The 26419-nt window shown below is 70.7% G+C and carries 8 protein-coding genes (1 of these 8 cut by a window edge); 4 read left to right on the forward strand and 4 right to left on the reverse strand.

What is annotated here, in order from left to right; translation table 11 throughout:
• The 3 genes in view from AB5J54_RS33465 to AB5J54_RS33475 are tightly spaced (at most 3 nt apart) and all read left to right on the forward strand, a layout consistent with a single transcriptional unit that may run on beyond the window.
• A protein-coding gene (locus AB5J54_RS33465) for an amino acid adenylation domain-containing protein (protein WP_369147661.1) crosses the window boundary here: on the forward strand, positions 1-1531 show its 3' end. It extends 14555 nt beyond the left edge of the window; 1531 of the gene's 16086 nt are visible here — the last part of the coding sequence; its start codon lies off the left edge, out of view; the stop codon is at positions 1529-1531.
• Positions 1531-13158, forward strand: a complete 11628-nt coding sequence (locus tag AB5J54_RS33470) for an amino acid adenylation domain-containing protein (RefSeq protein ID WP_369147662.1) — start codon at positions 1531-1533, stop codon at positions 13156-13158. The genes AB5J54_RS33465 and AB5J54_RS33470 overlap by 1 nt, the downstream gene beginning before the upstream one ends.
• A 3-nt stretch (positions 13159-13161) precedes the next feature.
• Positions 13162-20277: an amino acid adenylation domain-containing protein gene (locus AB5J54_RS33475; protein ID WP_369147663.1), complete on the forward strand. Its 7116-nt coding sequence runs from the start codon at positions 13162-13164 to the stop codon at positions 20275-20277.
• Between the two features lie 379 nt (positions 20278-20656).
• On the opposite strand, the gene AB5J54_RS33480 is transcribed toward AB5J54_RS33475, so the two are convergent.
• From AB5J54_RS33480 to AB5J54_RS33495, 4 genes are all read right to left on the reverse strand, one after another.
• Positions 20657-21427, reverse strand: a complete 771-nt coding sequence (locus AB5J54_RS33480; RefSeq protein WP_369147664.1) for a thioesterase II family protein — start codon at positions 21425-21427, stop codon at positions 20657-20659.
• A gap of 27 nt (positions 21428-21454) precedes the next feature.
• Complete coding sequence (locus AB5J54_RS33485; RefSeq protein WP_369147665.1) at positions 21455-23266, reverse strand: amino acid adenylation domain-containing protein; 1812 nt, start codon at positions 23264-23266, stop codon at positions 21455-21457.
• A gap of 78 nt (positions 23267-23344) precedes the next feature.
• Positions 23345-24529 carry a TauD/TfdA family dioxygenase gene (locus tag AB5J54_RS33490; protein WP_369147666.1) on the reverse strand — a complete coding sequence of 395 codons (1185 nt, stop codon included), beginning with the start codon at positions 24527-24529 and terminating at the stop codon, positions 23345-23347.
• A 111-nt stretch (positions 24530-24640) separates the two neighbouring features.
• Entirely contained in the window at positions 24641-25579 is a 939-nt protein-coding gene (locus AB5J54_RS33495) for a TauD/TfdA family dioxygenase (RefSeq protein WP_369147667.1), read from the reverse strand.
• Positions 25580-26070: 491 nt separating this feature from the next.
• Between AB5J54_RS33495 and AB5J54_RS33500 the strand changes: the two genes are divergently transcribed.
• Positions 26071-26352, forward strand: a complete 282-nt coding sequence (locus AB5J54_RS33500; protein WP_369147668.1) for an acyl carrier protein — start codon at positions 26071-26073, stop codon at positions 26350-26352.
• Positions 26353-26419 lie beyond the last annotated feature (67 nt).

Consider the following 26419-nt stretch of genomic DNA (forward strand, 5'->3'; position numbering starts at 1 on the left):
GCGGATCGCGTTCGTGTTCGAGGACGCGGCGCCGGTGTGTGTGCTGACCACGCGGGACGCTGCCTCGCGGGTGCCGGGGTCGGTGGAAGCGCCGGTGCTGGTGGTTGACGGTGAGCAGGTGCCGGCCGGGTCGGCTCTGGTGGGTGATGTGGGCGTGGGCCTGGAGTGCCCGGTGTATGTGATGTACACCTCGGGTTCGACGGGTGTGCCCAAGGGTGTGGTGACCACACAGCGGGATCTGGCGGAGCTGGCGTCGGCTTCGCATTGGGGTGTGGGTTCGGGGGATCGGGTGCTGTTCCAGGCCCCGCACGCCTTCGATGCCTCCTCGTACGAGGTGTGGGTGGCGTTGCTGTCCGGTGCGACGGTGGTGGTGGCGCCGACGGGTCCGGTGGATGCGGGGGTGCTGCGGTCGCTGCTGGTCGACCACGCGGTGTCGCACGTGCATGTGACGGCGGGTCTGTTCCGGGTGATCGCGGAGCAGGATCCGCAGTGCTTCGCGGGCGTGCGTGAGGTGTTGACGGGTGGCGATGTGGTGCCGCTCGGGGCGGTGCACCGCGTGCTGGAGGCCAACGCGGGTGTGGTGGTGCGGCACCTGTACGGGCCGACGGAGGTGACGCTGTGCGCCACCCAGCACGAGGTGGGCTCGCCGGAGGCGCTGGGTGAGGTGCTGCCGATCGGTGGCCCGCTGGACGGCACCCGGGTCTATGTGCTGGACGAGTGCTTGGCTCCGGTGCCGGTGGGCGTGGCGGGTGAACTGTATGTCGCGGGCGCGGGGTTGGCGCGGGGCTATCTGAACCGCCCGGGCCTGACGGGTGAGCGGTTCGTCGCGGACCCGTTCGGTGTGGCGGGCGGCCGGTTGTATCGCACGGGTGACCGTGTGAAGTGGTCGGCGGATGGTCGGCTGGTGTTCGCGGGCCGTGCGGATGAGCAGGTGAAGATCCGCGGGTTCCGGGTGGAGCCGGCCGAGGTGGAGTCGGTGGTGGCCGCGCACCCGCAGGTGGCGCAGGCCGCGGTGATCGCACGTGAGGGCGTGCCGGGTGACAAGCGCCTGGTGGCGTACGTCGTCGGGTCCGGCGACAGCACCGAACTGGCCACCGGGGTGCGTGAGTTCGTGGCCGGGCGGTTGCCGTCCTACATGGTTCCGTCGGCGGTGGTGGTGCTTGAGGAGTTGCCGCTGACGGTGAACGGCAAGCTGGACCGCAAGGCCCTGCCCGCCCCCGAGTACGCCGCCGGCGCGGGCCGCGCACCGGCCACGGTGCAGGAGGAGCTGCTGTGCCAGGCGTTCGCGCAGGTCCTGGGACTCGACCGGGTCGGCGTGGAGGACGACTTCTTCGCCATGGGCGGCCACTCCCTGCTGGCGACCCGACTGGTCAGTGAGGTGCGGGAGTTGCTGCGAGCCGAACTGCCCATCCGGGCGGTGTTCGAGGCACGGACGCCGGAAAGGCTCGCCGGCTGGCTCGACAGTCAGATCAAGAACCAGAGCATGGCTAGGCCCACTCTGCGGCCGATGCGTAAGCAGGAGGACAACTGATGATTCCCTTGTCGTTTGCGCAGCGTCGGCTGTGGTTCCTGAATCAGTTGGAGGGTCCGAGTGCGACCTACAACATTCCGATGGCGCTGCGGCTGACCGGTGAAGTCGATCGGGACGCCCTCGCCGAGGCGTTGCGGGACGTGGTGGGGCGGCACGAGGTGCTGCGCACCGTCTTCCTGGCCGAGAACGGGGAGCCGTACCAGCAGGTCCTCAAGGTCGAGGACTGCGGGTTCGAGCTTGCGGTCGAGGCGGTTTCCCAGGAGTCGCTGGCCGGCGCCGTGAGCGGGGCGGTCGAGTACGCGTTCGATCTTTCCGCCGAAATCCCCCTGCGGGCCACGCTGTTCACGGTGAGCCAGGACGAGCATGCGCTGGTGGTGGTGGTTCACCACATCGCCGGGGACGGCTGGTCGACGGCGCCGCTGGCGCGGGACGTGTCGGTGGCGTATGCGGCGCGGGCCGCCGGGCGGGCACCGGAGTGGGAGCCGCTGCCGGTGCAGTATGCGGACTACGTGCTGTGGCAGCGGGAGTTGCTCGGCGACGAGCAGAACCCGGAGAGCGTGCTCTCCCGGCAGCTGGCGTACTGGCGCAAGACGCTGGCCGGGGCGCCGGCCGAACTGGAGCTGCCGACCGATCGGCCACGTCCCGCCGTGGCCAGTCATCAGGGCCATGCGATGGCAGTCGAGCTGCCGGCCGACGTGCACGAGCGTCTGGTGAAGGTCACCAGGGAGCGGGGGGTGACCCTGTTCATGGTGGTGCAGGCCGCGCTGGCGGTCACACTCAACCGATTGGGTGCGGGGAACGACATCCCGATCGGGGCGGCGATCGCCGGACGCACCGAGAAGGCCTTGGAGGACCTGGTCGGGTTCTTCGTGAACACGCTGGTGATGCGGACGGACCTGTCCGGTGACCCGACCTTCGACGAGGTGCTGGAGCGGGTGCGGGAGACCAGCCTGCGCGCGTTCGAGCATCAGGACGTGCCGTTCGAGAAGCTGGTGGAGGAGTTGTCGCCGGTCCGGTCGATGGCCCGGAACCCGCTCTTCCAGGTCATGCTCACGGTGCAGAACACGGCTTCGGCGGCGTTGGATCTGTCCGGGGCGGGCTCGCTGCCTTCGGCTCTGGCGTCGTCAGCGGGTCTGGGGGCGTCGAAGTTCGACCTGGAAGTGAGTCTTGGTGAGGTCTTTGATGCCCAGGGCAAGCCGGCGGGCATCCGGGGAAGGCTGATCGCGGCTGCGGATCTGTTCGATGCGGGGACGGCGGAGCGTTTCGCGGGTTGGCTGCTGCGGGTCGTCGAGACGGTTGTCGCTGAGCCGCAGACGCGCTTGTCGGCCGTGGACCTGCTCGATCCGGCTGAGCGTCGTCTGCTCCTGGAGGAGTGGAACGACACGGCGGTCGAGGTCGAGCCGTCGACGTTGACGGCGTTGTTCGCGGCGCAGGTGGCGGAGACGCCGGATGCGGTGGCGGTGGTGGCCGAGGGTGTCGAGCTGTCGTACGCGGAGCTGGATGCCCGTGCCAATGCGGTGGCGCGGCGGCTGGTCGAACTGGGTGTGGGCGCGGAGCGCGGTGTCGCGGTGCTGATGGAGCGCTCGGCGGATCTGGTGGTGGCGCTGCTCGCGGTGGTGAAGGCGGGCGGTTACTACGTTCCGCTGGACGCCCGGTATCCGCTGGCGCACCGCCGGACGATCGTCGAGGAGACGGGTGCCTCGGTCGTCCTCACCGATGCCGAGCTGCGGGACCAGGCGGCCGAGCTGGGTCTGGCGGTGCTGGAGGTGTCCGGCGCGGGCGTCGCGGAGCCGTTGGAGATCTCCTGCGATGGGGAGGCGCTGGCGTATGTGATGTACACCTCCGGTTCGACCGGTCGCCCCAAGGGTGTGGCGGTGACGCATGCGGACGTGGCGGCGCTGGCGCGGGACCGGCGGTTCGCGGGTGCGGGGATGGAGCGGGTGCTGCTGCATTCGCCGTACTCCTTCGACGCGTCGACGATGGAGCTGTGGGTTCCGTTGCTGACGGGGCGCCGGGTCGTGGTGATGCCGGCGGGTGATGTCTCGGCGGTGTCGATCGCCGGGGTGGTCTCGTCGTTCGGGGTCACGGCGCTGTGGCTGACGGCGGGGCTGTTCGCCGTGGTGGCGGAGGAGGACCCGGGGTGTCTGGCCGGGGTGCGTGAGGTGTGGGCGGGTGGTGACGTGCTGTCGCCGGTGGCCGTGGCCCGGGTGCGGGCGGCCTGCCCGGACATCGTGGTGGTGAACGGGTACGGGCCGACCGAGGCGACCACGTTCGTCGCCACGCACACCGCGGTGGACGGTGAGGGCGCGCTGCCGATCGGGCGCCCGCTCGACAACATGCGTGCCTACGTGCTGGACGCGGCGCTGCGCCCGGTGCCGGTGGGTGTGGCTGGTGAGCTGTATGTGGCGGGCGCGGGTCTGGCCCGCGGTTATCTGGGCCGTGCGGGGCTGACGGCCGAGCGGTTCGTGGCCGATCCGTACGGGCCGGCGGGTGGCCGGCTGTACCGCACGGGTGACCTGGCGCGGTGGAGCGCCGGCGGCGAGCTGGAGTACGCGGGTCGTGCGGACGAGCAGGTGAAGCTGCGCGGTTTCCGGATCGAGCCGGGTGAGGTGCAGGCCGTCCTGGCCGGGCACCCCGGCCTGGAGCAGGCCGTGGTCCTGGTCCGCGAGGACGTGCCGGGCGACAAGCGCCTGGTCGCGTACGCGGTTCCGGCCGACATCGACGCCAGTGCGGACGAACTCGTCAGCATCCTGCGGGAGTTCGCGAGTGAGCGCCTGCCCCAGTACATGGTTCCGTCGGCTGTGGTGGTGCTGGAGGAGCTGCCGCTGACGGTGAACGGCAAGGTGGACCGCAAGGCCTTGCCCGCACCGGAGTATGCGGCGGGTGAAGGTCGCGCGCCCGCGACGGTGCAGGAGGAGCTTCTGTGCCAGGCGTTCGCCGAGGTCCTGGGACTCGATCGAGTCGGTGTCGATGACGACTTCTTCGCCCTGGGCGGTCACTCGCTCCTTGTGGTTTCCCTGGTGGCGAACCTCCGTGCGCGGGGTGTCTCTGTCTCGGTGAAGGCCCTGTTCCAGACGCCGACACCGGCCGGGCTGGCCGGCGCTGCCGGGCCGGTCCAGGTGGTGGTGCCGCCGAACCTGATTCCCGTCGACGCGCGGGAGATCACGCCGGACATGCTGCCGATGGTGGAGCTCACCGAGGCGGAGATCGAGCTGGTCGTGGCCACGGTCGAGGGCGGTGCGGCCAATGTGGCCGACGCCTACCCGCTCGCCCCGCTCCAGGAGGGTCTCCTCTTCCATCACCTGATGGCGGATCAGGGCGCAGGGACGGATGTCTACGTACTGCCGTCGGTGTTGGGGTTCGACTCGCGGGAGCGCGTGGACGCGTTCCTGGAGGCACTGCAATGGGTGATCGACCGGCATGACATCTGCCGCACGGCGTTCGTGTGGGAGGGCCTGGCCGAGCCGGTGCAGGTGGTGTCACGTCGGGTGGAGCTGCCGGTCCAGGAAGTCGTGCTGGACGCGCAGGGCCCCGACCCGGTGGAGCAGTTGAGGGCTGTTGCCGGTTCGTGGATGGATCTGACCCGGGCGCCCCTGATGACGGTCCACATCGCGGCGGAGCCCGGCGGTGACCGCTGGCTGGCACTGCTGCGAACCCACCACATGGTGCAGGACCACACCTCGCTGGACGTACTGTTCGGGGAGGTGCGGGCCTTCATGTCCGGCCGTGCCGACACGTTGCCGGAGCCGCTGCCGTTCCGCGACTTCGTCGCCCAGGCCCGCCTCGGTACGCCACGCGAGGAGCACGAGCGGTACTTCGCCGAGCTGCTCGGCGACGTCACCGAGACGACGGCGCCCTTCGGTGTGCTGGATCTGCACGGTGACGGCACCGCCGCGGTGCGCTGCCAGGTTCCCCTCGATGCCGAGGTGGCCGGCCGGGTGCGTGAGGTGGCGCGGCGGCAGGGCGTGAGTGCGGCGACGGTGTTCCACCTGGCGTGGGCGCGGGTGCTGGCCGCGGTGAGCGGTCGTGAGGACGTGGTGTTCGGTACGGTGCTGTTCGGCCGGATGAACGCGGGCGCCGGTTCGGACCGGGTGCCCGGTCTGTTCATGAACACCCTGCCGGTGCGCGTACGGGTCGACTCGCAGAGCGCGGGTGAGGCGCTGGACGGCATGCGGGGCCAGTTGGCCGAGTTGCTGGTGCACGAGCACGCGCCGCTTTCGCTGGCGCAGCAGGCGAGTGGGGTCACCGGCGGTAGCCCGCTGTTCACCTCGATCCTCAACTACCGCCACGGCCAGGCACCGGCGGCGGGGACCGGTCCCCGCCTCGAGGGCGTCGGGCTGCTGACCGTGAGCGACCACACCAACTACCCCGTGAGCGTGTCCGTCGACGACCTCGGGAGTGGCTTCAGCCTGATCGTCGAAGCGGTGGCACCGGCCGATGCGGAGCGGATCTGCGCGCTGCTGCAGGCCGCCGTCACGAACCTGACAGCCGTCTTGGAGGAGGCTCCGCAGTCGCGGTTCGCGGCGGTGGGGGTGCTGGGCGAGGCTGAGCACCGTCAGGTTGTCGAGGAGTGGAACGACACGGCGGTCGAGGTCGAGGCGTCGACGTTGCCGGGGTTGTTCGCTGCGCAGGTGGCGCGGACGCCGGATGCGGTGGCGCTGGTCTTCGAGGGCGTCGAGCTGTCGTACGCGGAGTTGGACGCGCGGGCGAACCGGCTGGCGCGGCTGCTGATCGGCCGGGGTGTGGGCCCGGAGTCGGTGGTCGCGGTGCTGATGGAGCGCGGCGTGGAGCTGGTGGTGTCGCTGCTGGCGGTGGCGAAGGCCGGTGGCGCTTACCTGCCGGTGGATCCGGAGTATCCGGTGGAGCGGATCGCCTATGTGCTGGATGACGCGGCGCCGGTGTGTGTCCTGACGACGGAGCGGTGTGCACGGGTGCTGCCGGACTCGGTTGACGGGCCGGTGCTGGTGCTGGACTCCGCCGAACTGCGCTCCGAGTGCTCGGGCTTCGAGGAGGCGCCCCTCACGGATGCCGATCTGGTGGTGCCGCTGCTGCCGGCCCATCCGGTGTACGTGATTCACACGTCGGGTTCGACCGGGCGTCCCAAGGGCGTCGTGGTCACTCACCAGGCGCTGGTGAACCACTTGCGCGCGGCCGGGCAGCGGGTTCCGTTGGGGGCCGGCGACCGTCTGCTGGCTGTGACGACGGTGTCCTTCGACATCGCGGCGCTGGAGCTGTTCCTGCCGTTGGTGTGCGGGGCGGCCGTGGTGCTCGCCGAGCGGGAGACGGTACGTGACGCGGCGGCGTTGCGGGAGTTGGTCGACGCGGGCGGGGTGACTGCTGTTCAGGCCGTTCCGTCGCTGTGGCGGACCCTGCTGTCCGGTGAGTCCGACTGGCCGCGCGGGGTACGGGTGCTGGTCGGCGGTGAGGCGCTGCCCGAGGAGTTGGCGGACCGGCTTCGGGAGCTGGGCCTGTGGGCGGTGAACCTGTACGGTCCGACCGAGGCCACGGTCTGGGCGACCTCGGCCGAGGTCGGCGAGGGTCCGGTGACCATCGGGCGTCCCTTCGCCAACATGCGTGCCTACGTGCTGGACGGGTTCCTGCAGCCGGTCCCGGCGGGGGTGGCGGGCGAGTTGTACCTGGCGGGCGCGCAGTTGGCCCGGGGGTACCTGGGCCGGCCCGGCTTGAGCGCCGAGCGGTTCACCGCCGCGCCGTTCGGGCCGAGGGGTGAGCGGATGTACCGCACGGGCGACCTGGCCCGCTGGCGCGCGGACGGGACGCTGGAGTGCCTGGGCCGGGTCGACACGCAGGTCAAGGTGCGTGGCTTCCGGATCGAACTGGGCGAGATCGAGGCTGCGCTGGAGCGTCACGAACTGGTGGCGCAGGCGGCGGTGACGGTCAACGAGAACGGTGCGGGGGATCAGCGGCTTGCCGGGTACGTCGTGCCCCGGGCCGGGGTGCGGGTGGACGCGGCGGACCTGCGGGCCCACCTCGCCGCCAGCCTGCCGGAGTACATGGTTCCGTCGGCTGTCATGGTGTTGGAGGAGATGCCGCTGACGGCGAACGGCAAGGTGGACCGCAAGGCCCTGCCCGCACCGGACTACACGGGCCCGGCCGTCGCGGGCCGGGCACCGACGACGGTGCAGGAGGAGCTGCTGTGCCAGGCGTTCGCGCAGGTGCTGAGGCTGCCCGCGGTCGGTGTGGAGGATGACTTCTTCGCGCTGGGTGGTCATTCGCTGCTGGCGATGAAGCTGGTGATCCGGGTGCGCACGGTGCTCGGCGTGGAGTTGCCCCTGCGGATGCTGTACGAGCGTCCGACGCCGGCCGCGGTCGCGGCGTGGATGGGCGAGGCCGGCGAGGGCCGTGCGGCGTTGGTGCCGGTGGTGCGTCCGGAGCGGGTGCCGCTGTCGTTCGCGCAGCGCCGGCTGTGGTTCCTGGGGCAGCTGGAGGGTCCGAGCGCCACCTACAACATTCCGATGGCGCTGCGGTTGACCGGAGAGTTGGACCGCGGGGCCATGGCTGAGGCGCTGCGGGACGTGACCGGGCGGCACGAGGTGCTGCGCACGGTCCTGCCGGCCGCGGACGGTGAGCCGTTCCAGCGGGTGCTGTCGCTGGAGGAGTGCGGCTTCGAGCTGTCGGTGGTCGAGGTGGCACCGCAGGAGCTGGATGCGGCGGTGACGGAGGCGATCGGGTACGCGTTCGACCTGACGTCGGAGATCCCGCTCCGGGCGACGCTGTTCGCGCTCGGCGAGGCCGACCACGTGCTGGTGGTGGTGGTTCACCACGTCGCCGGGGACGGCTGGTCGACGGCGCCGCTGGCGCGGGACCTGTCGGTGGCGTATGCGGCGCGGGTCGCGGGGCGGCTGCCGGACTGGGCGGCGCTGCCGGTGCAGTACGCGGACTATGCGTTGTGGCAGCGTGAGCTGCTCGGGAGTGAGGACGATCCGGGCAGTGTGCTGTCCGGGCAGGTGGCGTACTGGCGCGAGGCGTTGGCCGGGGTCCCGGAGGAGCTCGTCCTGCCCACTGACCTGGCGCGGCCCGCGACACCCACCCACCGCGGTCACACGGTGGGGCTGGACATCTCCGCAGGGCTGCACGAGGGCCTGCTGTCGGTGGCCCGGGAGCAGGGGGCGACCTTGTTCATGGTGCTGCAGGCGGCGTTGGCGGTCACCCTGAACCGGATCGGTGCGGGCACGGACATCCCGATCGGTGCGGCGATCGCCGGGCGCACCGACGAGGCGCTCAACGACCTGGTCGGGTTCTTCGTCAACACGTTGGTGATCCGTACCGACCTGTCCGGTGACCCGACCTTCGGTGAGGTGGTCGAGCGGGTCCGGGAGACGGGCCTGCGCGCGTACGAGAACCAGGATGTGCCGTTCGAGAAGCTGGTGGAGGAGTTGGCGCCGGCGCGTTCGCTGGCCAGTCACCCGCTGTTCCAGGTCATGCTCACCCTGCAGAACACCGCCGCGGCCTCCGGCGACGGCCGGTCCGAGCTGGAGCAGCTGGAGCTGCCGGGGCTGCAGGTCGGCCGGCAGGCCGCCGGAACGGGGTTGGCGAAGTTCGACCTGAGCATGTCGCTCGGGGAGGTCTTCGACGCCCAGGGCGCTCCGGCGGGCCTGCGTGGTGTCATGGTTGCGGCAGCCGACTTGTTCGACGCGAACACGGCCGAGCGGATCGCGGTCTGGCTGGTGCGCGTCCTTGAGACGGTCACGGCCGAGCCGCGGACCCGGCTTGCGGCGGTGGCCGTGCTGGGTGAGGACGAGCGGGAGCGGATCCTGACGCGCGGGCGAACCGCTCGTCAGGTGCAGACCGTGCTGGCCACGCAGCCCGCCGTGGCTCAGCTGGCGGTCATCGAGCGCGAGCACGATGCGGACGACGGCCAGGCATCCCGGACGGGAGGCGGCGGGAGCCTGGTCGCCTATGTCGTACCCGCCGACTCCGGCGCTGACAACGCAGCGTTGGCGGACGCGGTCCGGCAGTTCGCCGGCGACCGCCTGGCCGAGCAGCTGGTGCCCTCCGTGGTGGTGCTGGACACGCTGCCGCTGACGTCGGACGGGGCACTGGACCTCGCGGCCCTGCCCACACCGGACGACTCCGGCACCGCGGATAGGGACGTCCGGGTGAGCCGTGGACCGGCAACGGTGCAGGAGGAGATCCTGTGCGCCGCGTTCGCACACGCCCTGGGGCTGGAGAGCGTCGGCGTGGAGGACAACTTCTTCGCCCTGGGGGGTCACTCCCTGCTGGCGGTGTCGCTGGTGGAGTACCTGCGGGTCCGGGGTGTGTCGATCTCCATCCGCACCCTGCTGCGCAACCCCACGCCGGCCGAGCTGGCCGGCGCTGCCGGGCCGGTCCAGGTGGTGGTGCCGCCGAACCTGATTCCCGTCGACGCGCGGGAGATCACGCCGGAGATGCTGCCGCTGGTGGAGCTCACCGAGGCGGAGATCGAGTCGGTCGTGGCCACGGTGGAGGGCGGTGCGGCCAATGTGGCGGATGTGTACCCGCTGGCTCCGCTCCAGGAGGGCATGCTCTTCCACCACGTGATGGCGGATCAGGGCGCCGAGGCGGATGTGTACATGCGTCCGTCGGTGTTGGGGTTCGACTCGCGGGAGCGGGTGGACGCGTTCCTTGCCGCGCTGCGGGAGGTGATCGACCGGCATGACGTCTACCGCACGGCGTTCGTGTGGGAGGGGCTGCGCGAGCCGGTGCAGGTGGTGTTGCGTCGGGTGGAGCTGCCGGTCCAGGAGGTCGTTCTGGACCCGCAGGGCCCGGACCCGGTGGAGCAGTTGGCGGCCGTCGGCGGTTCGTGGATGGATCTGACCCGGGCGCCCCTGATGACGGTCCACCTCGCGGCGGAGCCCGGCGGTGACCGCTGGCTGGCACTGCTGCGCATGCACCACCTGGTGGGGGACCACACCTCACGGGACGTGCTGCTCGGGGAACTTCACGCAATCGTGTCCGGCCGTGCCGACGCGTTGCCGGAGCCGCTGCCGTTCCGCGACTTCGTCGCGCAGGCCCGCCTGGGCACGCCGCGCGAGGAGCACGAGCGGTACTTCGCCGAGCTGCTCGGGGACGTCACCGAGACGACGGCCCCGTTCGGACTGCTGGATGTGCATGGCGACGGCACCGGCGCGATGCACTGCCAGGTTCCTCTCGATACCGAGGTGGCCGGCCGGGTCCGTGAGGTGGCGCGGCGGCAGGGCGTGAGCCCGGCCACGGTGTTCCACCTGGCGTGGGCCCGGGTGCTGGCATCGCTGTCGGGCCGTGACGACGTGGTGTTCGGCACGGTGCTGTTCGGCCGGATGAACGCGGGCGCCGGTTCGGACCGGGTGCCCGGTCTGTTCATGAACACCCTGCCGGTGCGCGTACGGGTGGACTCGCAGAGCGCGGGTGAGGCGCTGGACGGCATGCGGGGCCAGTTGGCCGAGTTGCTGGTGCACGAGCACGCGCCGCTTTCGCTGGCGCAGCAGGCGAGCGGGATGACGGGCGGTAGCCCGCTGTTCACGTCGATCTTCAACTACCGGCACAGCGAGGTCGCTGCACAGGGCAGTGGCCCCGGCCTCGAGGGCGTCGGGGTGCTGACCGCGAGCGACCCCACCAACTACCCCGTCAGCGTGGCCGTCGACGACATGGGCAGTGGCTTCTTCCTGACCGCCAAAGCGGTGGCACCGGCCGATGCGGAGCGGATCTGCGCGCTGTTGCAGGCCGCCGTCACGAACCTGACTGCCGCTTTGGAGGAGGCGCCGCAGACGCGGTTGTCGGTGGTGGGGGTGCTGGGTGACGTGGAGCGTCGCTCGGTGATGGAGGAGTGGAACGACACGGCGGTCGACGTGGCGTCGTCGACGTTGCCGGGGTTGTTCGAGGAGCGGGTGAGGCTGGCTCCGGCTGCGGTGGCGGTGGTGGCTGACGGTGTCGAGGTGTCGTACGCGGAGCTGGATGCGCGGGCGAACCGGCTGGCACGCCATCTGATCGGCGCGGGGGTGGGGCCGGAGTCGGTGGTGGCGGTGTGCCTGGAACGCGGTGTGGACCTGATGGTCTCGTTGCTCGCGGTGGCGAAGGCGGGCGGCGCGTACATGCCGGTGGATCCGGAGTATCCGGCGGAGCGGATCGCGTACATGGTGCGGGACGCCGCTGCGGTGCTGGCTGTTGCGAGCCGGGCCACGGCCGGGCTGCCGGCGGGGTCGGTGCCGGTGGTGGTCCAGGACGATGCCGCGACGGTTGCGGAGCTGGCCGGGCTGTCGGGTGAGGGGGTGACGGATGCGGAGCGTCGGTCGCCGTTGCTCGCGGTGCATCCGGCGTACGTGATCTACACGTCCGGGTCGACGGGGCGTCCGAAGGGCGTACTGGTGTCGCATGCGGGTGTGGCGCACCAGGTGGCGGGACATGAGCGGTGGTTGGGGGTCGGTACCGGCTCGCGGGTGGGGCAGTTCGCCTCGGCGGGTTTCGACACCTTCGGCTGGGAATGGTTCATGGCGCTGCTGACGGGTGCCGCGCTGGTGGTCATTCCGCAGGACCGACGGCTGGGTGAGGCGTTGCCGGCGTTCCTGGCGGAGCAGCGGGTGACGCATGTGACGCTGCCGCCGGCGGTGTTGGCGACGCTGGACGCGCGTGCGGTGGATCGTGGCGTGGTGGTGGTGACGGCGGGTGAGGCGTGTCCGCCGGAGGTGATGGCGCGCTGGGCCGAGGGTCGCAGGATGTTCAACTCCTACGGCCCGACGGAGACGACGGTGGACGCCACGCTGTGGCAGTGCGATCCGGCGTCGTCGGTGGTGGCGATCGGCACGCCGGTGGTCAACACACGGGTGTACGTGCTGGACGAGTCTCTGCAGCCCGTACCGGTGGGTGTACCGGGCGAGTTGTACGTTGCGGGCGCGGGGCTGGCCCGCGGCTACCTGGGCCGTGCGGGGCTGACCGGGGAGCGGTTCGTGGCGAACCCGTTCGGCGCGCCGGGCGAGCGGTTCTACCGCACGGGTGACCGGGCGCGGTGGACGGCTGAGGGGCAGTTGGTCTTCGCGGGCCGAGCGGACGAGCAGGTGAAGATCCGTGGTTTCCGGATCGAGCCGGGTGAGGTCGAGTCGGTCGTGGTCGGGCATCCGCAGGTCGCGCAGGCGGCGGTGGTGGTGCGTGAGGACGTGCCGGGCGACAAGCGTCTGGTGGCCTACGTGGTGCCGGCCGTCGATGGCGCGGGCGAGGAGCTGGCCGCCGTGGTGGCTGCCTTCGCGGCCGAGTGGTTGCCGCAGTACATGGTCCCGGCCGCGGTCGTGGTCCTGGACGCGCTGCCGCTGACCGTCAACGGCAAGCTGGACCGCAAGGCCCTGCCGGCCCCCGACCTGGGCCCCGCGGCCGCCCACCGGCCCCCGACCACGCCACGCGAACAGCAACTCTGCGAGGCGTTCGCGCAGGTGCTGGGGGTTGCAGAGGTCGGGCTCGACGACGACTTCTTCGCCCTGGGCGGCCACTCGCTGCTGGCGGTGCGACTGGTCAGCCGGATCCGGAAGGCACTCGGCGTGGAACTGCCCATCCAGGCCCTCTTCGAGACACCGACGGTCGCCGGTGTGGCACAGCGGCTCGAATCGGCGAACAAGAAGGCACGGCCCGCCTTCCGGGCGATGCGCGGCAACAAGGAGTCCTGAACGATGATCCCGGTCTCATTCGCCCAGCAGCGGCTCTGGTTCCTGAGCGAGCTGGAGGGCCCGAACGCCACCTACAACATCCCGCAGGGCCTACGGCTCACCGGCACCCTCGACATCGCGGCGCTGGACGGCGCCCTGCACGACGTGGTGACCCGCCACGAGGTGCTGAGGACAGTGTTCCCGGCGGTCGACGGGCAGCCGTGGCAGAACATCCGGGACGCCGAGTCGGTGGGCTCGTTGCTGACCGTGGTCGACGCCACCGGCAAGACCGAGCCGGAGTTGACCGCCGAACTGGCCGAAGCCGCAAACTGCGTCTTCCGCCTCGCCGATGAACTCCCGCTGCGAGCCTGGCTGTTCTCGCGCGGCGAGGACGAACACGTGCTGCTGCTGGTGGTGCACCACATTGCCGGTGACGGCTGGTCGATGGGCCCGCTCGCCCGGGACGTCTCCAGCGCCTACCGGGCCCGCCTGGCCGGCACCGCGCCCGACTGGGACGAACTGCCCGGCCAATACGCCGACTACGCGCTCTGGCAGCGCGAACTGCTCGGCGAGGAGAACGACCCGGACAGCCTGCTCATCGAGCAACTCGCCTACTGGCGGCAGGCGCTGGCGGAGCTTCCCGAAGAGCTCGCGCTGCCCTTCGATCGGCCCCGCCCGCCCGTCGCCGGCCACCGCGGCGGCACCGTGGAGTTCCAGGTCCCCGCTGAACTCCACCGGGGAATCACCGAACTGGCCCACGCCAAGGGCTGCACCCCGTTCATGGTGCTGCAGGCGGCGCTCGCCGTGCTGCTGTCCGGGTTCGGCGCCGGCACCGACATTCCGATCGGCACCGCGGTCGCCGGCCGGATGGACGAGGGCCTCAACGACCTGGTGGGCTTCTTCGTCAACACCCTGGTACTGCGCACCGACCTGGCCGGCGCGCCGAGCTTCAACGAGCTGCTGGGCCGGGTGCGGGAGACCAGCCTGCGCGCGTTCGAGCATCAGGACGTGCCGTTCGAGCGGCTGGTGGAGGAGTTGTCGCCGGTCCGGTCGATGGCCCGTCACCCGCTCTTCCAGGTGATGCTCTCCTTGCAGAACAACGCCCAGCCCGTGCTGGACCTCCCGGGCCTCACCGCCGAGTCGGTGGCCGGCAGGCCGGCCCCGGCCAAGTTCGACCTCAACTTCACCTTCAGCGAGAAGTTCGGCACGGCAGGCGCCCCCGCAGGCCTGACGGCCGGCGTGGTCTTCGCCCGCGATCTGTTCGACGAGCAGACCGCCGAGCGGATCGGCAACGGCTTCGTCCGGGTACTGCGGGAGCTCCTGGCGGCACCGGAACGCCCGGTCACCGACGCCGAGTTGATGACCGAGGAGGAGCGCGAGCTGGTCCTGACGGGCTGGAACGACACGGCGGTCGGGGTCGAGCCGTCGACGTTGACGGCGTTGTTCGCGGCGCAGGTCGCGGCGACGCCGGATGCGGTGGCGGTGATGGCCGACGGTGTCGAGCTGTCGTACGCGGAGCTGGATGCACGGGCGAATGCGGTGGCGCGGCTCCTGGTTGAGCACGGCGTGCGCGCTGAGTCGGGTGTCGCGGTGCTGATGGAGCGCTCGGCAGATCTGGTGGTGGCGCTGCTGGGTGTGGTGAAGGCGGGCGGGTGCTATGCGCCGCTGGACAGCCGCTACCCGTTGGCGCATCGGCAGGCGATCGTGTCCGAGACGGGCGCGAAGGTGGTGCTCACCGATGCTGGACTGCGGGAGCAGGCCGAGGAGTTGGGCCTGACCATGCTGACGGTCGACGCGACGACTGCCGAGCCGGTCGACGCTCCGTGCTCCCCGCGCCAGTTGGCGTATGTGATGTACACCTCCGGCTCGACCGGTCGCCCCAAGGGTGTGGCGGTGACGCATGCGGACGTGGCGGCGCTGGCGCGGGACCGGCGGTTCGCGGGTGCGGGGATGGAGCGGGTGCTGCTGCATTCGCCGTACTCCTTCGACGCGTCGACGATGGAGCTGTGGGTTCCGTTGCTGACGGGGCGCCGGGTCGTGGTGATGCCGGCGGGTGATGTCTCGGCGGTGTCGCTCGCCGGGGTGGTCTCGTCGTTCGGGGTGACGGCGCTGTGGCTGACGGCGGGGCTGTTCGCCGTGGTGGCGGAGGAGGACCCGGGGTGTCTGGCCGGGGTGCGTGAGGTGTGGGCGGGTGGTGACGTGCTGTCGCCGGTGGCCGTGGCCCGGGTGCGGGCGGCTTGCCCGGACATCGTGGTGGTGAACGGGTACGGGCCGACCGAGGCGACCACGTTCGTCGCCACGCACACCGCGGTGGACGGTGAGGGCGCGCTGCCGATCGGGCGCCCGCTCGACAACATGCGTGCCTACGTGCTGGACGCCGCGCTGCGCCCGGTGCCGGTGGGTGTGGCTGGTGAGCTGTATGTGGCGGGCGCGGGTCTGGCCCGCGGTTATCTGGGCCGTGCGGGGCTGACGGCCGAGCGGTTCGTGGCCGATCCGTACGGGCCGGCGGGTGGCCGGCTGTACCGCACGGGTGACCTGGCGCGGTGGAGCGCCGGCGGCGAGCTGGAGTACGCGGGTCGTGCGGACGAGCAGGTGAAGATCCGTGGTCTCCGGATCGAGCCGGGTGAGGTGCAGGCCGTCCTGGCCGGGCACCCCGGCCTGGAGCAGGCCGTGGTCCTGGTCCGCGAGGACGTGCCGGGCGACAAGCGCCTGGTCGCGTACGTCGTGGCGGACGGCGACAGCGCCGAACTCGCCTCGTGCGTGCGTGAGTTCGTCTCTGAGCGGTTGCCGGCCTACATGGTGCCGTCGGCGGTCGTGCTGCTGGACGCGCTGCCGCTGACCGTCAACGGCAAGGTGGACCGCAAGGCCCTGCCCGCTCCGGACCATACGGGCCTGGCCGGCGCGGGCCGGGGGCCGAAGACGGTGCAGGAGGAGTTGCTGTGCCAGGCGTTCGCGCAGGTGCTGGGGCTGCCCGCGGTCGGTGTGGAGGATGACTTCTTCGCGCTGGGTGGTCATTCGCTGCTGGCGATGCGGTTGGTGAGCCGGGTGCGTGCGGTGCTGGGTGTGGAGCTGCCGTTGCGGGTGCTGTTCGAGCGTCCGACGCCGGCCGCGGTCGCGGCGTGGGTGGGTGAGGCCGGCGAGGGCCGTGCGGCGTTGGTGCCGGTGGTGCGTCCGGAGCGGGTGCCGCTGTCGTTCGCGCAGCGCCGGCTGTGGTTCCTGGGGCAGTTGGAGGGTCCGAGCGCGACCTACAACATTCCGCTGGCGCTGCGGTTGACCGGGGAGTTGGACCGGGAGGCCATGGCTGAGGCGCTGCGGGATGTGGTGGGTCGGCACGAGGTGCTGCGCACGGTTCTGCCGATGGCGGATGGTGAGCCGTTCCAGCGGGTGCTGTCGCTGGAGGAGTGCGGCTTCGAGCTGTCGGTGGTCGAGGTGGCGCCGCAGGAGCTGGATGCGGCGGTGGCGGAGGCGATCGGGTACGCGTTCGACCTGACGTCGGAGATCCCGCTTCGGGCGACGCTGTTCGCGCTCGGTGAGGCCGAGCACGTGCTGGTGGTGGTGGTTCACCACATCGCCGGGGACGGCTGGTCGACGGCGCCGTTGGCGCGGGATGCGTCGGTGGCGTATACCGCTCGGCTGGAGGGCCGGATGCCCGACTGGGCCGCGTTGCCGGTGCAGTACGCGGACTATGCGTTGTGGCAGCGGGAGCTGCTCGGGAGTGAGGACGATCCGGACAGTGTGCTGTCCGGTCAGGTGGCTTACTGGCGAGAGGCGTTGGCGGGGGTGCCGGAGGAGCTGGAGCTGCCGGTGGACCGCCCGCGCCCGGCGACGGCTTCGCACCGCGGCGAGAGTGCGGAGCTGGCCGTCTCCGCGCAGACGCACCAGCGACTGGCGGCGCTGGCCCGTGAGCGGGGGGTGACCCTGTTCATGGTGCTGCAGGCGGCGTTGGCGGTCACCCTGAACCGGATCGGCGCGGGCGCGGACATCCCGATCGGGTCGCCGGTCGCCGGGCGCACCGACGAGGCGCTGAACGACCTGGTCGGGTTCTTCGTCAACACCTTGGTGGTGCGGACCGACCTGTCCGGCGACCCGACCTTCGACGAGGTGCTGGAGCGGGTCCGGGAGACCAGCCTGCGCGCGTTCGAGCATCAGGACGTGCCGTTCGAGAAGCTGGTCGAGGAGCTGTCGCCGACCCGGTCGATGGCACGCCAGCCGCTGTTCCAGGTCGTGCTCACCCTGCAGAACACGGCTTCGGCGGCGTTGGAGTTGCCTGGGGTGCGGCCTGGGGTGCTTGCCGCGGGTGCGCCGGCGGCGAAGTTCGACCTGGAAGTGAATGTCGGTGAGGTCGTTGATGCGCAGGGCAAGCCGGCGGGCATCCGGGGGAGGTTGATCGCGGCTGCGGATCTGTTCGATGCGGGGACGGTGGAGCGTTTCGCGGGTTGGCTGCTGCGGGTCGTCGAGACGGTTGTCGCTGAGCCGCAGACGCGATTGTCGGCCGTGGACGTGCTCGATCCGGCTGAGCGTCGTCTGCTCCTGGAGGAGTGGAACGACACGGCGGTCGAGGTCGAGGCGTCGACGTTGACGGCGTTGTTCGCGGCGCAGGTGGCGGAGACGCCGGATGCGGTGGCGGTGGTGGCCGAGGGTGTCGAACTGACCTACGCGGAGCTTGACGCGCGGGCGAACCGGCTGGCGCACTATCTGCGGTTGCAGGGTGTGGGTGCGGAGTCGTTGGTGGGGCTGTGTCTGCCCCGTGGTGTGGAGATGGTCCTCGCGGTGTTGGGGGTGTGGAAGGCGGGGGCGGCGTATGTGCCGTTGGATCCTGAGTATCCGGCGGAGCGGGTGGCATACATGGTGCGGGACAGTGGTGCGTCGGTGCTGGTGGGTGTGGAGCAGGTGCTGGCCCAGCTGCCGGTGGGGCGGGTTCGCACGATCGCTGTGGATGAGCCGTTGGTGGCGAGCGCTCTGGCGGGTCAGCCCGTGACGGCACCTGAGGGCGAGGTGCTGCCCGGGCAGTTGGCGTATGTGATCTATACGTCGGGGTCGACGGGGCGGCCGAAGGGTGTGGCGGTCACACATGGTGGGTTGGCGAACTATGTGCGGTGGGCGGTCGGGGCGTATGGCATGGAGGGGGGTGGTGGCGCGCCGTTGCACTCGTCGTTGTCGTTCGATTTGACGGTGACAAGCGTGATGGTGCCGTTGGTGTCGGGTTCGGCCGTGGTGGCGAGTGCGGCTGGTGGTGTCGAGGGTCTGGCTGACCTGCTCGGTGGCCGCGGTGGGTTCGGGTTGGTGAAGGCGGTGCCGGGTCATCTGCCGCTCCTGGCCGAGTTGGTGTCGGACGAGCAGGCGGCGGGTTCGACGCGTCGTCTGGTGGTGGGTGGTGAGGCGCTGCACGGTGCTGATGTGCGGGCGTGGTTGGCGCGGGTTCCGGGTTCGGTGGTGGTGAACGAGTACGGGCCGACCGAGACGGTGGTGGGTTGCTGCGTCTTCGAGCTCACCGCGGGCCAGGACATCGCCGATGCGGTGCCGATCGGTCGTCCGATCGCCAACACACGTCTGTATGTGCTGGACGGGTTCCTGCAGCCGGTTCCGGTGGGTGTGGCGGGTGAGTTGTACATCGCGGGTGCGCAGTTGGCCCGCGGGTACCTGGGTCGTGCCGGTCTGACGGCTGAACGTTTCGTGGCCTGCCCGTTCGCCGAAAGCGGGAGGATGTACCGCACGGGTGACCGGGTCCGCTGGAACGCCGACGGCGAGCTGGTGTATCTGGGTCGTGCGGACGAGCAGGTGAAGATCCGTGGTTTCCGGATCGAGCCGGGTGAGGTCGAGTCGGTGGTGGTCGGGCATCCGCAGGTCGCGCAGGCGGCGGTGGTGGTCCGTGAGGACCTGCCGGGCGACAAGCGTCTGGTGGCCTACATGGTGCCGGCCGTCGATGGTACGGGCGAGGAACTGGCGCCCGTGGTGGCTGATTTCGCTGCCGAGTGGTTGCCGCAGTACATGGTCCCGGCCGCGGTCGTGGTCCTGGACGCGCTGCCGCTGACCGTCAACGGCAAGCTGGACCGCAAGGCCCTGCCGGCCCCGCAGTATGCCGTGAGTGCGAAGGCTCCCGACGGCGCCGGCTCGCTCAGTGCCCTCGAACAGACCGTGTGCGAGGCGTTCGCGAAGGTACTGGGGTTGGAGAGCGTCGGGCTCGACGACGACTTCTTCGCCCTGGGCGGGCACTCGATGCTGGCGGTGTCACTGGTGGAGGAGCTGCGGTCGCGTGGTGTGTCGGTGTCGGTGCGCGACGCGATCACCCGCCCGACAGTGGCGGGACTGCTCAGCAGGCTGTCCTTGTCGTCGGTCAAGGACGCGCTCGGCGGCATGCTTTCCATCCGGCCGAGCGGCAGCAAGCCGCCGTTCTTCTTCGTGCATCCCGGAAGCGGGTCGAGCTGGTGCTACCTGCCGCTTGCCCGGCACATCCCGCAGGAGTATCCGCTCTACGGGCTGCAGGCCGACGGGCTCGACGGCACGAGTGAACTCGCGCTCTCTGCTGTGGAGATGGCCGCGGCATACATTGAGCAGATGCGTTCCGTGCAGCCCAGTGGCCCCTACCATCTGGTGGGTTACTCGTTCGGGGGGACGACGGCGCATGAGATCGCGGCGCAACTCCAGGCTGCGGGTGAGCAGGTGGCCGCGCTGGTCATTCTGGACACCTATCCGGCGGAGCAGGACGCGGATCCCGCCGCGATCGGCGGGACATCCCGCAACGCCGGGGAGGCGGACCGGTCCGACGACCCGGCGAGCTCGTCGACGTCCGGCGAGAACGATGTGCGCGCCCGGAGAGTCCAGGAGATCCGGGCGGACATGGGCGCTGTCCTCGGCGGGATCTCGGACGAGGAGCTGAGCCGCGTCCTGCGCGTCTTCGAGAACAACAGCCGGCTGCGGGTGGAGCACCGGACCGGTCGGTTCGACGGGGATGCCCTGGTGGTGGTCGCGGCGGAGGGCAAGGCGACCGATGTGCCGTGGGCGCGGCGGTGGGAGCCGTACATCACCGGGGAGATCACCGAGGTGAGCCTTCCCTTCGCGCACGCCGACATGATGCGGCCACACACGCTGGGCCAGGTGTGGGCCGCCGTCGAGGGGTGGCTGGGCTCGGGCCGGTCGTAGCGGTCTCCTACGGGCGCAGCGGTAGGCATGCCGCAGGCGAAGGGGAGGGCCGTCATCCGCACCGCGGGTGGCGGCCCTCCCGTTTCCCCTTGCCGTCCTCACGGACAGGCGGCCGGTCATGGCCGGCGCGAAACGACACGAGCTGATGCACTGGAGAGCGGAATGCCGGGAAACCGGCCTGCGCTCGTGCGGCAATGCCCCGCGGTGGGCTGGGGCTCTGGTCCGGGCCGAGCCTGGTCACGCCCGCGTCAGAGCCCAGGTCGCGGCCGGGTCGTCGGACGGCGCGGGCCCGGGGCCGGCGGGAACGCCGAAGCGCGGGTGCCGAGGCTGTGATCCAGCCTCGGCACCCGCGCTGTTGATGCGAGAGCCCCCGGGGGACTCAGCGGGAGCTGAAAGCCCCGGAGACGGCCGGGATGTAGGTCGGAATCCTCCTCCAGACCTCCGGCGTGTAGAAGTGGCCGCCGGGCAGGACGTCGTGCCGGAAGTCACCGGTCGTGAGGTCCCGCCAGTGCTCGCCGGCGTGGGGCTCGATCACCGTGTCCGTCTCGCCGGTCAGGACCTGCAGCGGCACACTGACCTTCGAGCCGGGAACGTAGTGGAAGGTGTCCCGGACCCGGACGTCGGCCCGCATCAGCTCGACCGCGAGTTCCCGCAGGTCCGGGTCGTTGACGACGTGCTCGGGCAACATGCCGTGCATGGTCATCCAGCCGAGCAGCTGCTCGTCGGTGTCCTGCTGAGTCGGGGACCCGTCCTGGGCGATCAGTCCGCGGTCGGGCGCGTTGGCGGAGGACACCACGAGCGCCTCGGGCGCGGGGCCGCCGAGCTGCTCGATGCGCACGTTGACGTCGAAGGCCATCCAGCCGCCCATGCTGTGGCCGAAGAGCACATAGGGGCCCTCGGCCGCGGCGGAGAGCACGGCCTGGGTGGTGTCGTCGGCGAGGGCGTCCCAGGTCTGGGCGAAGTCCTCCATGAAGCGGCCTTCCCGGCCCGGGTAGCAGATGGCGGCGAGGTCGACGTCCGCCGGGAGCATGCCGCCCCACTGGTGGTACTGCCCGGTGCCGCCGCCGCAGAAGCCGAGGCAGATCAGGGTGCGGGCGGCGTTCTCGGTTCGGCGGGATCGGACGACGATGAGGTCCTGGGCGGTAGCCATGGGCGGGAATCCTTGTGATGTGATGGGTCAGGGCGTCTCGGGAGCAGCGGCGAGCTTGGCCTCGACGTACCCGGCCAGGTCGCGCAACTGCGGGTGCTGGTACACCTCTTTGGTCCGCACGGCGAGGCCGAGCTCGCGCTTCAGCCGGCTGATGACGCGCAGCGCGACGAGCGAGTGGCCGCCCAGTGCGAAGAAGTTGTCGTCGGCGCTGATCCGGTCCCGGCCCAGGACCTCCGACCAGACCTCGGCGAGCAGCTTCTCGACCGTTCCCCGGGGCTCGACGAACTGCTCGGCGGGTGCCGCGTGCGGCGCGGGCAGTGCCTCCCAGTCGACCTTGCCGTTGACGGTCAGCGGAATGGCGTCGACCGCCACGAAGACCGAAGGGACCATGAACTCGGGGAGCACTGCCGCGCAGTGGTCGCGCAACTCCGCGCCGGTCGGGGGCTCGTCGGCGACGTAGTAGGCCACCAGCTGGTCACCGAGCGCGGGGTCCCGGTAGCCGGTCAGCACTGCGGTGGTCACCCCGGGGTGCGAGGAGACCGCGGCCTCGACCTCGCCGAGTTCGATCCGGTAGCCGCGGATCTTGACCTGGCGGTCGACCCGGCCGATGAAGTCCAGCGAACCGTCGGCTCGCAGGCGGACCTGGTCCCCGGTGCGGTACATCCTCCCCCCTCGTCCGCCGCCGGGCAGGAAGGGCCCGTTGCCGTTCGCCGCGAACGGGTCGGCGACGAAGCGCTCGGCGGTCAGGGCCGGCCGGTCGAGGTAGCCCAGGGCCAGGCCCTCGCCTGCCAAGTACAGCTCGCCCGTCTCACCGGGAGCGGTCACCTGCCGGAGGTCGTCGCCGACCACGTACGCCCGGGTGCCCGGCAGCGGGTGGCCGATGTGCGCTTCCCCACCGGTGATCCAGGCACTGGTGGCGTCCACGGTGCACTCGGTCGGACCGTAGAGGTTCACCGCTTCGAGGACCCCGTTCGCGGTCGCCTTGGATATCTCCTCCCAGGTCCGCTCCGGCACCGGCTCCCCGCCCATGAACAGACGCGGCAGCGGGCTGTCGGCACCGCTGTCCAGCAGGCAGGTCCGCACCAGCTCCCAGAGGGAGGGGGTGAGGTCGAGGTCCTGGATGCCGTACGCGTCGAGCAGGGTCCGGAGCTGGACGGGATCGGTGCGCTGCTCCTCGTCGAGGATGGCGATGGTGTCGCCACGGCAGATCCGCGCCCACTGCTTCACCGAGGAATCGAAGGAGACACTGGCGTTCCAGCCGACGACCCGAGGCTCTTCGGCGTAGACGCCGGCCCGCTCAAGGGCCGTGACCAGGTCTGCGACGGACCCCCGCCCGACCTGGACGCCCTTGGGCCGACCGGTTGAGCCCGAGGTGTAGATCACGTACGCCGGGTCGAGCGGATGGGCGGCCACCGGATTCGCGTCGGCGGCCTCGGGGTCGCCGGCCACGGAGTCCGGGGCGACGATGTCGAGGCCGGATGCCCACAGGGCGTGGCTCGGCGCCCCCACCAGTACCCGGATGCCGGCGTCCTTGGCCATGAACTCCAGGCGCTCGACCGGGTAGCGAGGGTCCAGCGGGAGGTAGGCCGCACCCGCCCGCCACACCGCGAGCAGCGATACGACCAGCTGGGTGTTGCGCGGCAGGCTGACCCCCACCAGGTCGCCCACGCCGATGCCGCGGGAGGCCAGGGCACCGGCGAGCTGCGCGGTTCGCCGGTCGAGCTCGGCGAAGGTGAGCTCACCGTCGGTGCCCCGTACGGCGATCCGGTCCGGGGCGTGCTGTGCGATAGCGCGGAAGCGTGTCACCAGGTCAACCGGCTTCTGGGCGAGGTCAGTCACGAGAACGAGCTCCTTGTGCACAGGAATGGGGCATGGCGCGGCCATCGGACCGACCTGGTCTGACGGCGCCGTTCAGGTTCAGGCGAACGCGGGCGCGGGCTCCACGGTCGGCCGGCACTCGGAGAGCTCGACCGGGTCGCCCATGGCCACCACGATCTTCCGGTCGCCGCGGAACGGATCCCGGCCGTGTGCGGTCAGGATGTTGTCGACCAGCATCACGTCGCCCGGCTGCCAGGTCTCGCGCACCGTGGCCGCGTCATAGGCCGCCTGGATGGCCTGGAGGTCCTCGTTGCTCAGCGCGGCCCCGTCACCGAACTCGGTGTTGAACGGAAGACCGTCGCGTCCGAACTCATCGACCAGCGCCTCCCGCAGGTCCTCCTCCAGCGCCCACTCGTTCCAGAAGAGCAGGTGGTTGAACCACACCTCCTCGCCGCTCGACGGGTGGGTGATGATGCCGGGACGGATCTGGCTGGTCCTCAGGGTGCCGTCGTCGTACCACTGGTGGCCGATGAGGTTGTCCGCGCAGTAGCGCGCGACCTCGGCGACGTCATCGGTGGCGAACGCGGTCTGCCAGTCGGTGGAAATGTGCTCGGAGTAGCTGCGCGAGAGTCGCCACCCGGCGGTCCGGATCTTCTCGACCACCTGATCGGGGAGCGCGTCGAGGACCTTCCGGCAGTCCGCGACGGGTGTCGCTCCGCCCTGCGACGGTGCGATCAGGCAGCCGAACAGCAACCGGCCGGGGAAGGTCAGCGTGTAGCTGTTCTCGTTGTGCATCCGGATCGACTGCGCGGCGGGTAGGTCCGTCGAGGAGAAGACATCGTCGCCGAGCCGGCTGCGGGGAGTGGTCTTCTCCCGGTACGGCGTCCGCTCGCTGATGAGCGCGTCTCGGATCTGCGCGAAGTCCTCGATGGTCGCCATCGGCAGGCCACGCAGATAGATCGCGCCGTATTCCTTCAGAGCCGCGGCCAGTTGCGGGCGGACATCTTCGAGCCACGCGCGGACCTGTGTCATCTCGGTGAGACCGGCGACCTGCGTGATGGCCGGCTTGCCCTCGACGACCTGCCATTTCAGCGTACGTGACATTGCATCAGGTCCTTTCCAGTTCCTTGGACCGGTTGGATGATAGGAGGATCGGTCGCGCCACGTTAAGGCGTTCAACGGGCTGACCGGCTTGCCGTTGCTGCAGGCCGCGAGATCGAGGGGATCACCGACCGCGAGCTCGAGGCGCTGACCCTGAGGGTGCAGCGCGCCATCGCCGCCCATGAGCCGAAGATCGTCCCGTCGCCCGAGTGTCGCCCCGGTCGCCGCCGACCGAACCGGGAGCCCTGGTCCACCGGCTCCGGACCAGGGCTCCCGCGTTCCTGCCCGGTGCTCTCAGCGCGACATGGCGACCAGGACCCGGCGGCTTCCGGCGAACGCCCTGCGCCCGTGTGCGACGGCGACGTTGTCGATGACCAGGACGTCGCCCTGCCGCCAGTCGACGTCAACGGCCAGCGCCAGTCCCTTCTCGCGGATCTCGAGCACGTACTCGTCGGGGATGGGGGAGCCGTCGGCGAAGGTCACCGACTGCGGCAGCTCGTCCGCGGGGACGATGGCCGCGAGCTCGCGCATGGTCTCCTCGCCCAGCGTCGCGGGGTGCCACTGGTCCGCCTGGTTGAACCAGACCTCCTCACCGGTGACCGGGTGCCGGAGCGTCGAGGGCCGGACCTGACGCGTCCGCAGCGCATTGCCGGCGGTCCACTCCCAGCTCACCCCCGCTTCGGCCAGCAGCTTCTCGACCTCCGCCCGGTCGTCCGTCTCGAACGTCGCCTGCCAGCTCTTGCCGAAGCCCCTGCCACCGTGCAGGTACTGCCGGTAGCAGACACCGCCGCCGAAGTCCGCACGGATCCGTTCGTCGATTGCCGCCAGCCAGGAGGCGCCGTGCAGCAGCGGGGTGGCGCCTCCCGTGGTGGCCGGCTGTACGCAGCAGAAGAGCAGCCGGGAGGGCCAGGCGTGGGCGTAGGAAAGCTCGCTGTGCATGGAGATCGCGTACTCGGGCGGGTACTCCGTCGAGGTGTAGACGTTGTCGGAGACCTTGGTCCTGGGCGTGTTGCCGTGCACGTACGCGAGGCGCTCGGGCAGCAGGGCGGGCATCACGTCCGCCAAGGACGCCTCGGTGACGTCGAAACCCTGGAACAGCAGGGCCTGGTGACGGCCCAGCAGGTCGGCGACGTCGACCGAGTCGAGGTACTCCATCAGTCCCCGGGTGGTCGCGCCGGCGCCGGTGCTCGCGGGCGTGAACCGTTGCGGTGCCCAGCCCTGCTGAACGCTCATGGGGGATATCTCCTTGGTGGTTGGGAGGTTGGGCGTCGAGTTGTTCCACCTGCGGGGCGCCACAGTTGGACGCACCGGTTCGGTTCGGCCGCCTGCCGGGAGCGTCGGCCGTGCCCATGGATCGGGGCGCATGTTCGGCGTCGTTCAACCGGCGCGTCACCGCAGTTGAACGGTGGCCGTGGTGAGCGTCAAGGATTGATCAGTCGTGCGGGCCTGCACCATAGTGAAGCGAGGCGGCATGGTGAAACTGGGTCCCTTGGGCGCCTGGGGGCCGGTGCGGGTGGCCTGACACGGCTTGTCGGTGGAGTCCCGTCCAGGAGCCTGATCGAGGCGACGAAGGAGTAGCGCTTCTTCTGTTGGCGGAGTTCTGGCCCGTACGGCGCGAAGTGCCGGTTCGAGCAGGCGCTGCTCCATCTCGAGGTCCCACGCATCCAGGGGCCGTTGACTATGAACTGAGATTTCATCATATACCGGCTGAGAGAGGGACTTCGATGACTGATCGGACAGTGGATGTGCGGGTGTCGGGTGTGGACATCGAGCGGTGGTTGATGGAGCGGGTGTCCTATTACCTGGAGACGCCGGTGGAGGAGATCGATCCGGGTGTCTCGCTCGCCGAGTACGGGTTGGAGTCGGTGTACGCCTTCGCGCTGTGCGGGGACATCGAGGACACGTGGGGTGTGACCGTGGAGCCGACCCTGGTGTGGGACGTCGACACGGTTGCGGCTCTGACCGTTCACCTGGCCGGCCTGGTGGCCGATCTGCCGTCGGCCTGAAGGGACTTCGGGGCCTCGACGCCTTTGCGGTCGACCAGAGCCCTGGCCGCGGGTCACCCGCAGTCCC

The organism is Streptomyces sp. R44 (assembly GCF_041053105.1).
Lineage (GTDB): Bacteria > Actinomycetota > Actinomycetes > Streptomycetales > Streptomycetaceae > Streptomyces.